The following is a 12,169-nucleotide window of genomic DNA, read 5'->3' as shown; positions in this document are numbered from 1 at the left end:
AGATGAAAAGATTAATACTGATTATGGCAGCCTGTCTCCCCGTGATGGGTTTGCTGGCAGCAGAAGTAGAACCGATGCCGGCCGATACGGTTATCACATTGGAAAAGAAACGTATAGAAGTCAAAGATAATGGTGACCGGATGAAGGTGCGGGTATATGAACTGGATGAAAATGGTGAAGCGGTTGATGATGAAATGGTTTTTGAGGGGCACTACCGTGACGGGCAAAGTTACGAACGCCGCAAACATATCAAGACGTTGAATATACCTGTTCCCACCTGGGACAGGGACTTTTCCGCCCACTGGGCCGGCTTCGGTATGGGCTTCAACAGTTTCGATGGAGACGATGTTTCGCTGCGCAAAGGGAAATCGCTGGAATATAATCTGAATTTTATGGAGTTCAGCTTTCCATTCTCCCGGTATAACTGGGCGCTGGTGACCGGTGCCGGCCTGCGCTGGAATCGTTACCGTATAGATGAAAACGCTCATTTTCAGGAGGTGGATGGCGTTACCCAGCTGGTTCCTGCTCCCGAAGGTGTTGTTTATAAAAAGAGTAAACTGAATATGACCAGCCTTACCATCCCTGTATTGCTCGAATGGCAGACACCGAAGAAAAGACATAAACCCCGTTTCTTCGTTTCCGGCGGTGTAGTTGGGGTTATCAAGACAACCTCTTCTTCCAAAGTCGTTTACGATGACGAGCGCGGAAAGACCCGGAAACAGAAAATGGATGGTGGCATGAACCTTCGTCCTGTTACGATGGACCTTCTTTTTCAAGCGGGTGTCGGCTGCATAGGGGCCTACTTCAAGTATTCGCCTATTGAAATGTTTGAGAGTAAAAAAGGACCGGCCCTTCATCCGGTTTCTTTCGGGTTGCAGTTACACTTATAACATAATTTTAACCAATATCTCTGTTTGATATATTAACTTTGCGGCCGAAAAGTTTAGGTTATCGGTTATGAAGAAAAGTCTTATCGCCCTGGCGTTTGGAACGCTGGGGCTCGGTTTGTCCGAGTTTGTAATGATGGGGATATTGCCCGATGTGGCTCGTGATCTGGCCATTTCGATTCCGGAGGCCGGGCATCTTATTTCGGCTTATGCGCTGGGTGTTTGTGCCGGTGCTCCTTTGTTGGTACTGTTGGCCCGTACGCGGCCATTGAAGCAAATCCTTCTTGTTCTGGTTACGATTTTTATCGTTGGAAACCTGTTTGTGTCGTTGTCGCCTAACTACTGGACGATGATGGCTATGCGTTTTATTTCCGGCCTGCCTCACGGCGCTTTCTTTGGTGTCGGGTCGATTGTGGCAGAACGGCTGGCTGCGGAGGGGAAGAAGTCGGAAGCTGTGGCAATTATGATTTCGGGAATGACGGTGGCTAATCTGCTGGCTGTTCCGCTCGGGACTTATATCAGCCATGCTATTTCCTGGAGAGCCACCTTCTTCAGTGCGGCTTGTTGGGGAGTCGTTGTCTTTTGGTTTATCTGGCGGTGGGTGCCGTATGTTGCCGCTTTGCCGGATAACGGTTTTAAGGGACAGTTCCGTTTTCTCCGGAACCGGGCGCCGTGGTTGTTGATTTTTGCTACGATGTTCGGTAATGGCGGTTTCTTTTGTTTATACAGCTATATAACACCGATGCTTACACAGGTTTCTGGTTTTCCGGCAGCCGATATGACTATTATTATGGTATTGGCCGGATTAGGGATGTGTATCGGTAATCTGTTGGGTGGTCGTCTTTCCGATATGTATACGCCGGGACGTGTGGCGGCTGTTACACAAGGGGTAATGTGCCTGACGCTGGTGTTTATTTTCGTTTGTGCTGTTAATCCCTGGCTGTCCGTTATCCTGATGTGTATAGGTACTGCTTGCCTGTTTGCCGTATCGGCACCGCAACAACTCCTGCTTATTCAAAATGCAAAGGGCGGTGAGATGCTTGGAGCTGCCAGCGTTCAGATTGCGTTCAATATGGGGAATGCGCTGGGGGCTTATTGCGGAGGATTGCCTATCGAGGCGGGATATAGTTATCAGTATGCTGCCCTTCCGGGTGCCGCTTCAGCTTTTGCCGGGTTCCTGTTGCTTAGCTGGTTTAGCCGGAAGTATGAACAGCGGAAGATGAAGGTTTGCATGGCTGGATAAAATTAGTATCTTTGTTGGTAGGAAGGGGCAGTCTGTGAACTGCTCCGATTGGTAAAAACAACGAGTATGAGTACAAATAGAATTGAAGATGTCCCTTTTGAAGAGGTACACGAAGTGCAGAAATACGGAACCTATTATTCGGATAACCGTTTTTGGAAAAAGGTTGAACGGGTAGCCAAAAAGGTGGGAGCTACTGTGTTATTACCGGTGTTTACACTTTATTATATGTTGCAGGACGATAAAGTTTCTCTCCAGCATAAAGCCTATATTGTCGGTGCCCTCGGTTATTTTATCCTGCCGATTGATTTGATTCCGGACGGTATCCTGCCTGTTATCGGTTTTACGGATGATATTGCCGTAATGACATTGGTTCTGAAGTTGGTGAAAGATAGTATCACTCCTGAAATCAAGGCACGTGCCAATGCCCGGGTATCGGAGATTACGGGAACGGATAACCTGTAGCTTCTTTCATAAAGCTGAGTCTTTCATCTCAGCTTCGTGAGATAAAGAACTCAGCTTCGTGAGATAAAGAACTCAATGTTGATATTTGAAGCTATTCCTTGTTTTTGTTCAGTTAATGTAATCAGTTCCGTCCCTGGAAACTCCTTTTCAAGATACTGGGTGAGATACTCCATCGTATTATCGGCAATCAATTTGTCTATTTCCGGATACAGATTATAGACCAGCGCTTTTACTTCTACTCCATATTGTTTGCAGGCAAAAAGACTGAGCAGGGTATGGTTGATACTTCCCAGTTTTCCGGAGGTGACAAGCAGGACCGGATAATTTTGTTCTTTTACGTAATCGATGGTGAGCGAGTTGAAATCGTTCGGAACCATCAGTCCGCCGGCACCTTCGAGAAGGACATATTCATATTTCTCCTGTAACTTACGTGTCGCTTCGGTGATGGTCGCGAGGTCGATGGTGCGTCCGTCGCGTTCGGCAGCCATGTGCGGGGAACAGGGATACGTGAAGATGTAAGGACAGGTGAGGCCGGCCTTATCCTCTTCGGTGAAGGGGATATTCTGTAACTGCCGGTGCATTTCAATATCTTCCGATACTTCCGTACAACCTGTTTGTATCATCTTCTGGGTGATAACCGTTTTGCCCTTTTCGGCCAGGGCGCGGGCGAGGATACCGGTGGCGTAGGTTTTGCCGATATTGGTGTCGATGCCTGAAATAAATAAGACTTTTCCTTTCATTTTTTATGCTTGTTTTTTTACTGCCAGCACATAGAGCGGGCGGTAAGTGAGTGTTACCTGATTGTTATTTGTATGGAACAGTTCCTGATAATCCCGGCAGAAATCTGTTTGTTTGCCGCGTGTCCAGGTGCCGTCGCCGGTAGCGGTTACCCCTGTATGCTTTAAATGGCGGAGCACATCGAGCGGTGTATCGAAAGTGAGGATTATTTCTTCTTCTCTTAAGTGAATCAGATGAAAATCTTCCTCCAACCATTCCGTCAGCAGTTCGCCTGAAGGATATGTTAAACCTTTGCTGGTCAATTGCCTGATCTCCGCTAAATTGCCGGGAGCAAAGGTATTGAACAGTAAAGTTCCGTTGGGCGAAAGCATTCCGGCCAGTTTATGAAGGAATTGTACAGGTTCCTTCATCCATTGAAAGGCGGAAGCGGATGCGATCAGGTCGAAGCGGCCGGGAAAGTTGATCTCTTCCGCATTTCCGGCGATAAAGAGTGGTGACTGTCCGGGGAACAGAGAGGCTACTTTCTCCCGACAACCGTCACAGATATCGTTCAGATACCATTCGTCGATTACGCAACTTTCTTTCAAAAGACGGGTGAAACCGCCCGTTCCGCAACCAATTTCAAGGGCACGCTGAAAATGGATGCCGGTGTAACGCGATAATATACCGGTGAGTTTCCGGCAGATTTGTTGCTGTGCATCGGCATGCAGGTCGTAACTATCCAGCGCGCGGCTGAAGCGGGTTATAATTCGTTCCACTGTTTCCATAAATAAAAAGGATAATGAGGTGCTGTGATTTCTGTTATCGGACAACGTCCGTTCCAGTAGTTGCGTTGATTGGCAGCCGGAAAGATATGATCGTCCGAGCTTATAATGGCACGTGTCCATTGTATAGATGTCGTGTCGTCTGCATTTGTCATTGATTGGCCGTTACAAAGATTGTAAATATGTTGTAGCTCGTCTTTAACCTCTTCCAGCGGGCGGGCAGGAAATTTCTCGTATTGTGCGAGTATATCCCGGCTGCCGCACATTCGGCGGTTGAAACGTTTCATACCTTCGGCTGTCAGGTGGTCGAGTGTTCCCCGGAAGATGTTTTCCGGGATACCGAAGTTGTCGTCTATCGGCCGGGGCGTGCCGTTGATGGCGGTTGCTGTTGTTAGTGCGTGTTTCCCGGCTAAAGCCAGTTCTGCCATACGCACTCCCATAGACCAGGCAATCAGATGGATTTCCTTATAGCTGCTTAGGTCTTCATGGAATGTCATGTCCCTGTAATCATAACAGAGCATGATATCCGTTCCATTCTCTGCTTTCAGTCCGGTAAATGATTCGGGCGAAGCGGACCAGCCAGCAAAGAAGAGGAGCAGGCGGGAATAGGAGCTATTGATTTGTTTTTCTATTTTCATATTTCTTTTATCAGTTGGGTGAGTTGCGCAGTGGTTATATCCGCTGTCAATGAGAAGCGTATCCGTGCCGTTCCTTTCGGAACCGTGGGCGGACGGACGGGGAGACAATAGAAGCCTTTGCATTGTAACTCTTCGGCTTTGCTGATACAATTGTTATTTTCTCCGATTATATAAGGGATGATATGGCTTTCGCTGATTTCTCCTCCTTTGCCTTCGAGGGCATCGGAAAGCAGATGGCTTGTCAGGGTGAGTTCTTCACGCAGGGAGGAAAATTCCAGAAGTCGTTCGAAGATGAAACGTGTCCAGGCTATCTGTGCAGGAGGCAGGGCGGTACTGAATATCAGTGGACGCATGCAGTTGACCAAATATTCCCGGATGGTCCGGCTACAAACTACATAAGCACCCATAGAAGCAAGTGCTTTACCAAAAGTACCGACCAGCAGGTCTATATCGCGGATGCAATCCTGTTCTTCGGCTATTCCGAGACCGTTTTTGCCGCGGACACCGATTGCATGAGCTTCGTCGACATAGAGGCAGACATTCGGATAACTTTTCTTCAGTTCTACCAGGCGGCGGAGGTCCGCAACGTCGCCATCCATGCTAAAGATACTTTCTGTTACGATAAATAACTGTTCGTACTGATTGGCATTCTTTTTTAATAATGTTTCCAACTGATTGTAATCATTATGGCGGTATCGTTGGAAAGGGGCGCCACTGAGCAGTATCCCGTCGATGATGCTGGCATGTACCAGTTTGTCGGCAAGGATGAGGGTTTGCTTATTGGCCAAAGCCGGCAGTATTCCGGTATTGGCATGATAACCGCTGTTGAAAAGCAAAGCAGCTTCCCGGTTGAAACGTTCGGCCATCAACTGTTCCAATTCCGTATATACCGTAAAATTCCCGGTCAGCAGGCGGGAGGAGGAGGAGGAGAGAGGATAATCTTTTTCCTTCCATTCTTCAAAGAAAGCCTCCCTTAAATCAGTGCGGGACGCCAATCCCAGGTAATCGTTGGAAGAGAGGTTAAGCATGACCTGCCCGTCTCTTTCTATCCGGTTGCCGGTATGAACGATATCCGGCAAGCTACGCAGGTTCCCCGCTTCATTTAATTGTTTTAATATCAGAGTGTAATCTTTCATTGTTTATTGAAAATGAATGTTTCAGTTTTTATCAAAAGTGAACTATCCTGTCCCCGTGTTTGACACGGGGCCGCAAGAGAACTGGAGGTATCAAAAGATATTATAGGAAACGGTCTGTGCCTTTGCGATCCCGTGTCAAGCACGGGAACGGGATAGCTCACCTTTTTCTAAAATTACTTCATTACTTATTCTTTAATACACTTCAATACCCCCGAAGTTAGAACCGTAAGCTCTTCCGGTCGGATAATAAACGGCGGCATCAAATAAACCAACCTGCCGAATGGGCGGACCCAAATGCCAGCCTCCACAAAGCGACGTTGCAGGATTGCCATATTGACCGGTTCTTTCATTTCAATCACTCCGATGGCTCCGAGTACCCGTACTTCCTTTACATTCTCAAAAGATTCTGCCGGCGCCAGTTCTTTACGAAGTTGTGCTTCGATGGCGCTGACCTTCTCTTTCCATCCGCTTTCCAGAAGCAGGGAGACGGAAGCGGAGGCGATAGCACAGGCCAGCGGGTTTCCCATAAAGGTCGGGCCATGCATAAAGCAACCGGCCTTACCGGAGCAGATGGTAGTAGCCACCCGTGTCGTAGTCAGCGTGGCCGAGAGTGTCAGATATCCTCCGGTCAGGGCTTTGCCGATACACATGATATCCGGTACGACACCTGCATGTTCCCAGGCAAAGAGTTTTCCGGTACGGCCGAATCCGGTCGCTATTTCATCAAAGATCAGCAATACATTGTATTGTTCGCATAACTCTTTGGCACGAATCAGAAAAGTCGGTGAGTAGAAATACATTCCTCCGGCTCCCTGTACGATAGGTTCCAGTATCAGGGCGGCGATATCATCGGCATGTTGTTCCAGCAAATCTTTTAATGGAGCCATGGCATCTTCGTTCCATTCTTCATTGAACTTTACGGAAGGTTGAGGAATAAAGTATTGAACGGGAAGGCTGCCGGCAAATATCCCGTGCATGCCTGTGACAGGGTCGCAGACAGACATCGCATGCCAGGTGTCTCCATGGTATCCGCTGCGGATTGTGGCAAATGCATGCTTCCCGGTTTTCCCTTCGGATTGCCAGTATTGGATAGCCATCTTCATCGCTACCTCGACGGCTACCGAACCGCTGTCGGCAAAGAATATCTTTTCCATCTCCGGAGGAAGGATTGCCAGTAGTTTTTGGGCCAGCTCGACGGCCGGTTCATGTGTAATACCACCGAACATGATATGACTCATCTTATCCAATTGCTTTTTAGCGGCAGCGTTCAGGACCGGATGATTATATCCGTGAACGGCTGCCCACCAGGACGACATTCCGTCTACCAGGCGTCTGCCGTCTGCCAGAATGATATTCACTCCTTCTGCACCGGCTACCGGATAGACAGGAAGCGGGTCGATTGTCGAGGTATAGGGATGCCATACATGCTCCCTGTCGTATTGCAGTAATTCTTCTGTTGTCATAAATCTGTATGTGTTATCCGACCCAGTCGGTTTCTTCTGTTAATGAATAGCCGGCCTCGGTAAAGAGTATTTTGTCTTCCTCTACCCGACTGCCGATGGTTGTCAGCAGGTCGCCGATAATAGCTGCGTTTATACCTATATATAAGGCTTTCCGTTGTGTCTCTTTACTCAACAGTGAACGTCCTCCCGAGAAACGGAGGTAAGCCTCCGGATTGATAAAACGGAATAGAGCAATAGTCGTAAGAAACTCTTCTTCCGATAATTGGGGAGTACCGGCAAGCGGAGTTCCCGGTATCGGTTGTAACAGGTTTAAAGGGATGGAATGTACTTGCTCTTTTTGGAGTAACAGGGCCATCTCTATACGTTGTTCCATTGTTTCCCCCATGCCGATGATACCGCCGGAACAGATGCGGAAACCTTCTTCGCGTGCCATACGGATTGTTTCGAGTTTCTGCTCGATTGTATGAGTAGTACATAGGGTACGGAAGTGGGAGGGAGCAGTTTCGATATTGCAATGATAGTTTTCGACACCGCTTTCACGCAGCTCTTTTAACTGTTCTTTATTCAAAAGACCAAGGGAAGCACAGCATTTGATGTCGCTTGCTTGTTTGATATAGCGGACGGTTTCTGTCAACTTCCTGATCTCTCCGTCCGATAGACGTTTGCCGCTGGTAACCAATCCGAAACGTTCGATTCCCTGTTGGCGATTGTGTAGTGCCTGATGAACACATTCTTCGGCCGGTAGTAAGGGATACAGGGCGACGACTGTGTTATAATGTCCGGACTGTGCACACCATTTACAGTTCTCGCTGCAATTCCCACTTTTGGCATTGATGATGGAGCAGGTATCGAATTTATCTCCCATGAAGTGACGTGTGATCTGATGGGCGGCCTTATATAAAGCCTCTTTATCGGGAGATTGGGATAAGGCGACGGCCTGTTCCTCATTGATGATTCCCCCTTCAATAACAATCTGTTTAAGTGTTTCAATCATATTGGTTGTCTTTTATGAAATAGAAAAGCGGAAAGTCTCAGCATAACTGAAACTTCCCGCTTTAGGATATATACATATAATAATGTAGGCGAACGAACCCGCTGCCGATGTCTGTTTTACCGTCTGTAAAGAGAATAGAAGAAGTAACATCTGTGAAAGCCACGATATAGCTTCCGCACACGGTTGCTCCTGCAAAAGTTCAGTCTCTTTCTTTGCTTCTTCCGGGCCGATTTGTCCGGTCAATAATACAGACGAATGATTGGAACCGTTTTTAACCTGGAATCTTTCTGCCACATTGGAAGAAAGTTGCCCGATTGTAACAGCCCTGCCCAGACTGAAGAATGCAGCATACCCCTTCCGGCTCCATCTTTTGAACCGGAAAGTCTTTTGTTTGAGATATGTCTGCTGCAACTTCATCTGTTAGCTTTTATTATTTAGCTACTTTTTCCAGACGCTTCATGATAGAGAAGATGAACAGTGCCGACAGCAGACAGCATACAATCAATACGCTCCATACCATCCACAACTGCATTCCGCCCCACAGATAACCGATGATAGCCACCAGATAGTTACCGATAGCCGTAGCTACGAACCATCCTCCCATCATCATACCTTTATATTTAGGAGGTGCTACTTTCGATACGAAGGAGATACCCATCGGTGAAAGCAATAACTCAGCGAAAGTCAATACCAGATAAGTCGATATCAGCCAGTTCGGCGAAACCAGAACATCGGCAGAGATACCGTTTGCTTCAACAGCTGCCGGAGTAGGCAATCCTAAAGAACCCAACGCCATGATAAGGAAACCGCAGGCTGCAATCACCATACCGATACCGATCTTACGCGGTGCAGACGGCTCTTTCTTTTTCTTTGCCAGATATCCGAATACAGCCAGCGATACCGGAGTCAACACGATTACAAAGAACGGGTTGAACTGCTGGAATATCTGCGGCAGGATACCAACTGTCGGATCCATAGAACTGTAACTCCATCCCAGTAAGCCAAGCATGATGACAAGGACAAGCCCTGAGATTCCTTTTGCTTTGCCTGTTTTTGACTGGAACAAAGAGAATCCTGCATAAACAATAACCAGCAGGAAAGTAAGGTTCACGATATTGAATCCTAAACGATCCAATCCCGTCACGGCTTGTGCAGTATAGTCACGCGCAAAGAATGTCAGTGTCAAACCATTCTGGTGGAAGGCCATCCAGAAGAAAATAACCACGGCAAATACCAGCAACAATGCCTGGATACGTGCTTTTGTCTGTTCCGGTGTCAGTTCTTCTTCCTGTACATTAGCCGGTTTAGCCTGTTTAGAGTTGTAATCGGCATGCTTGAATGTCGGACGGAACACTACATAGATCAACATGGATACGATCAGAGAGATACAGGCAATAGCAAAACCATAGTTGTAAGCCTCTGATAGTTTGTCAATATAAGTTGTACAGAAAGTTGCTGTATCACCAACAAAGTTCTGGGCTGCCTGTAAGCCGCTCAGGGTTGTTGCCCCTTCTTCGGTAATCGTTCCGTTCAGGAATTGATGGGCCAGTGAAGGTAGTTGCGGTACATAAGTGAATCCGGCTTTACTCAACATCTTATTTGTGATCAGTGTAGCAGCCGTAGGTGCATACATGGCACCGATGTTGATAGCCATATAGAAGATACTGAAAGCAGTATCGCGTTTAGCTTTATACTCAGGAGCATCATACAGATTACCTACCATTACCTGCAAATTCCCCTTGAACAAACCTGTACCACAGGCGATCAGGGCTAAAGCACCGAACATCAATATTTTTCCGGTTGAGGAAGGGGTAGGAATAGATAACAGTACATATCCGATAAACATGACAACAATACCTGTTGTTACCATTTTACCGTAACCGAATTTATCGGCAAGGATACCTCCGATGAGTGGCATAAAATACACTGCTGCTAAGAAAGAACCGAAGATGGTCGATGTCTCGGCGGCTGTGAAGCCGAACTTAGCTTGTAAGAATAAAGTAAAAATTGCGAGCATCGTGTAATACCCGAAACGCTCGCCGGTATTCGCTAAGGCTAACGCGTATAAACCTTTAGGTTGTCCTTCAAACATAGAAATTAAAATTAGATTATTATTGAATTATTTGTTTTATGGCGCCGGTCTCCGGATAGAAATAGACTTTCACCGGAGCTTTTTTATCTTCGAACATAACAGGAGCAAGCCCTTCGCGTGAACCGAATTGTGTAATTTGTGCGTCTCCTTTATATAGTGTTTTCTTGTTCATGCTGATTTCAATACTAGCTTTGCCGGGTACATTATAAATAATGCCTTTCAATGATTTTTCCTTCTTTTCAGCTTCTTTCGGGTCAAGCACCGGAGCACGTTCGGTCGCTTTTAAATTCATATAGACCGGGACACCTCCGAGGTCGTCTGCATCGACGATACCCATCAGATTGGAGAAGCGGAATAAAACTTCTTTTTCCAGATTATCGTAAGGGGTAATGCTCACTTCGTAATGAGAAGTTTCTTTGGTAAGGATACCGGTGAACAGGTTGGTCAGCGCCTTTTCCTGTTCTTCTAACTGTTGGATAACCAGCTTCATCGCTTCACCGTCGGGTGGAAGATTATCTGCATCTCCGGTCAGGATATTCAAACGGCTTTCACGGATACGGTAGATTTGTTTGGCAGCAACTTCTGCCTGTCTGGCTGTAGAGCCTGCCATCAGCAACTCTTCCGAGAAGACGGAGGCATCCGTCACTTTTGCCGGTCCCTGGCCATTTTTCTTTATTGTCTCAAGTTCTGATTCTTCCGGTGTATATTCTGCATTGATGGAACACAGGAGGCCGTCTTCCGTCAGATAAGCGTAAGGGGCAACTGTACCACTTTTAAATTCAACGATATAAGTGTTGTCCGGGTCGGGTATTCCTTTGTTTACCAACGATAGTTTTCCTAACTCATAGTATACCTTATCTTCCGTTATCGCATCTTTCACTCCTAAGTATTTTTCTGCATACTTGTAGTAAGGTCCGGCTTTGCAGGTAACCTTTGTAACTTCTGCATCAACGATCAGTTGTGTTTTTGGCAATGAGTAGGTAATACCGAAATTATTCGCTTTAACAGCGTTTTTCTTTACCACTTTGGTTTGTGCCATGAGCGGTATGCTAAACAAAAGACATGCTATTGTGATCAGATTTTTCATATCTAAACAAATTATTTATCTCAATTATGATTGTACAAAACTATGAAATATTTTGTTAGAAACCAACCTTAGAACCTTCTTTTAGACTTTTGTAATGTAGATGAGCAGTATGATTATGGTACTTTAGTTGGGGAGGGATAAAAAAATCATAGTTAATGTTTTGGTTAAGGGAGAACAACTCATGAGTGGAAAAGGAGATCGAGATATAGAGGGGTCGGTTAAATCGTCCTCATGAGTTGTATATAAACATAAATTTAGCGCGTTTAATGCTTATTCTGTTTCTATAATGAAAGAGCCGGTAAGATATCCGTATCTATGCACTAATTCCAGCGTATATTCACCATTCTCAAGATTTAATGGAATAGTATATACTTGTGGACCAGAGGCTGATACGCATTCTTCATAGACTACCATACCTGTATTATCTTTTACCTGAATAGTCAGGTTGCTAAGCGGACTGGTAAATTCGATAGTCAGATCTTGTCCTTCTATTGAAGCTGTAGGACGTGCCGGAAAGATAGATTTAATGTCTTCGGGGCCCCATTTGCCTTTAGTCGGAATATTATCTGCATACATGTTTTGAGCACAGAATGCTCCACATATTACTAAAAATAAAGCTGTGATGAACTGTCTCATAATCTTAATTAATTTAATTGTCGGTTGAT

General features: G+C 46.2%; 13 protein-coding genes. 3 read left to right on the top strand and 10 right to left on the bottom strand.

Translation table 11 applies throughout. The features are described from left to right. The first annotated feature begins 2 nt into the window (after positions 1-2). The 3 genes from NBH15_RS19415 (at position 3) to NBH15_RS19405 (ending at position 2,592) form a co-directional block, all read left to right on the top strand. Positions 3-890, top strand: a complete 888-nt coding sequence (locus NBH15_RS19415) for an outer membrane beta-barrel protein (protein WP_128133541.1) — start codon at positions 3-5, stop codon at positions 888-890. 67 nt (positions 891-957) lie between these two features. Continuing rightward, positions 958-2,130, top strand: a complete 1,173-nt coding sequence (araJ, locus tag NBH15_RS19410) for an MFS transporter AraJ (protein ID WP_128133540.1) — start codon at positions 958-960, stop codon at positions 2,128-2,130. 66 nt (positions 2,131-2,196) lie between these two features. Then, positions 2,197-2,592 carry a YkvA family protein gene (locus NBH15_RS19405; RefSeq protein WP_244050881.1) on the top strand — a complete coding sequence of 132 codons (396 nt, stop codon included), beginning with the start codon at positions 2,197-2,199 and terminating at the stop codon, positions 2,590-2,592. 50 nt (positions 2,593-2,642) lie between these two features. Here the strand turns inward: NBH15_RS19405 and bioD are convergent, their stop codons facing one another. The 10 genes from bioD to NBH15_RS19355 all read right to left on the bottom strand — a co-directional run bounded on the left by bioD (position 2,643) and on the right by NBH15_RS19355 (position 12,140). After that, a complete protein-coding gene (gene bioD, locus NBH15_RS19400; protein ID WP_128133538.1) occupies positions 2,643-3,332 on the bottom strand; it encodes a dethiobiotin synthase in 690 nt (229 codons plus the stop codon). A 3-nt stretch (positions 3,333-3,335) separates the two neighbouring features. Further along, entirely contained in the window at positions 3,336-4,097 is a 762-nt protein-coding gene (gene bioC, locus NBH15_RS19395; RefSeq protein WP_128133537.1) for a malonyl-ACP O-methyltransferase BioC, read from the bottom strand. After that, positions 4,073-4,732, bottom strand: a complete 660-nt coding sequence (locus NBH15_RS19390) for a DUF452 family protein (protein WP_128133536.1) — start codon at positions 4,730-4,732, stop codon at positions 4,073-4,075. Before NBH15_RS19390 ends, bioC begins: the two co-directional genes overlap by 25 nt. After that, a complete protein-coding gene (locus tag NBH15_RS19385; RefSeq protein WP_128133535.1) occupies positions 4,729-5,868 on the bottom strand; it encodes an 8-amino-7-oxononanoate synthase in 1,140 nt (379 codons plus the stop codon). Before NBH15_RS19385 ends, NBH15_RS19390 begins: the two co-directional genes overlap by 4 nt. Before the next feature lie 185 nt (positions 5,869-6,053). Then, positions 6,054-7,331 carry an adenosylmethionine--8-amino-7-oxononanoate transaminase gene (gene bioA, locus NBH15_RS19380; RefSeq protein ID WP_128133534.1) on the bottom strand — a complete coding sequence of 426 codons (1,278 nt, stop codon included), beginning with the start codon at positions 7,329-7,331 and terminating at the stop codon, positions 6,054-6,056. Positions 7,332-7,344: 13 nt separating this feature from the next. Beyond that, on the bottom strand, positions 7,345-8,325 hold the full coding sequence (gene bioB, locus NBH15_RS19375) for a biotin synthase BioB (protein ID WP_128133533.1): 981 nt from the start codon (positions 8,323-8,325) through the stop codon (positions 7,345-7,347). A gap of 12 nt (positions 8,326-8,337) precedes the next feature. Further along, on the bottom strand, positions 8,338-8,742 hold the full coding sequence (locus NBH15_RS19370; RefSeq protein WP_128133532.1) for a hypothetical protein: 405 nt from the start codon (positions 8,740-8,742) through the stop codon (positions 8,338-8,340). 13 nt (positions 8,743-8,755) lie between these two features. Beyond that, positions 8,756-10,417: a peptide MFS transporter gene (locus tag NBH15_RS19365; RefSeq protein WP_128133531.1), complete on the bottom strand. Its 1,662-nt coding sequence runs from the start codon at positions 10,415-10,417 to the stop codon at positions 8,756-8,758. A 19-nt stretch (positions 10,418-10,436) separates the two neighbouring features. Then, positions 10,437-11,504 carry a DUF4831 family protein gene (locus NBH15_RS19360; RefSeq protein ID WP_128133530.1) on the bottom strand — a complete coding sequence of 356 codons (1,068 nt, stop codon included), beginning with the start codon at positions 11,502-11,504 and terminating at the stop codon, positions 10,437-10,439. Positions 11,505-11,774: 270 nt separating this feature from the next. Further along, positions 11,775-12,140, bottom strand: coding sequence for a DUF3244 domain-containing protein (locus NBH15_RS19355; protein WP_128133529.1), 366 nt, complete (start codon positions 12,138-12,140; stop codon positions 11,775-11,777). Between the last annotated feature and the right edge of the window lie 29 nt (positions 12,141-12,169).

It is taken from the genome of Parabacteroides caeci, assembly GCF_023656795.1.
GTDB lineage: Bacteria > Bacteroidota > Bacteroidia > Bacteroidales > Tannerellaceae > Parabacteroides > Parabacteroides segnis.
Note: the sequence above shows the minus strand (reverse complement) of the source record. Positions and strands in the feature narration are given on the sequence as shown.

Excerpts from the sequence above, each read along its gene's own strand:
- NBH15_RS19415 (WP_128133541.1), top strand. The coding sequence starts at position 3 with ATGAAAAGATTAATACTGATTATGGCAGCCTGTCTCCCCGTGATGGGT.
- araJ (WP_128133540.1), top strand. The coding sequence starts at position 958 with ATGAAGAAAAGTCTTATCGCCCTGGCGTTTGGAACGCTGGGGCTCGGT.
- NBH15_RS19405 (WP_244050881.1), top strand. The coding sequence starts at position 2,197 with ATGAGTACAAATAGAATTGAAGATGTCCCTTTTGAAGAGGTACACGAA.
- bioD (WP_128133538.1), bottom strand. The coding sequence starts at position 3,332 with ATGAAAGGAAAAGTCTTATTTATTTCAGGCATCGACACCAATATCGGC.
- bioC (WP_128133537.1), bottom strand. The coding sequence starts at position 4,097 with ATGGAAACAGTGGAACGAATTATAACCCGCTTCAGCCGCGCGCTGGAT.
- NBH15_RS19390 (WP_128133536.1), bottom strand. The coding sequence starts at position 4,732 with ATGAAAATAGAAAAACAAATCAATAGCTCCTATTCCCGCCTGCTCCTC.
- NBH15_RS19385 (WP_128133535.1), bottom strand. The coding sequence starts at position 5,868 with ATGAAAGATTACACTCTGATATTAAAACAATTAAATGAAGCGGGGAAC.
- bioA (WP_128133534.1), bottom strand. The coding sequence starts at position 7,331 with ATGACAACAGAAGAATTACTGCAATACGACAGGGAGCATGTATGGCAT.
- bioB (WP_128133533.1), bottom strand. The coding sequence starts at position 8,325 with ATGATTGAAACACTTAAACAGATTGTTATTGAAGGGGGAATCATCAAT.
- NBH15_RS19370 (WP_128133532.1), bottom strand. The coding sequence starts at position 8,742 with ATGAAGTTGCAGCAGACATATCTCAAACAAAAGACTTTCCGGTTCAAA.
- NBH15_RS19365 (WP_128133531.1), bottom strand. The coding sequence starts at position 10,417 with ATGTTTGAAGGACAACCTAAAGGTTTATACGCGTTAGCCTTAGCGAAT.
- NBH15_RS19360 (WP_128133530.1), bottom strand. The coding sequence starts at position 11,504 with ATGAAAAATCTGATCACAATAGCATGTCTTTTGTTTAGCATACCGCTC.
- NBH15_RS19355 (WP_128133529.1), bottom strand. The coding sequence starts at position 12,140 with ATGAGACAGTTCATCACAGCTTTATTTTTAGTAATATGTGGAGCATTC.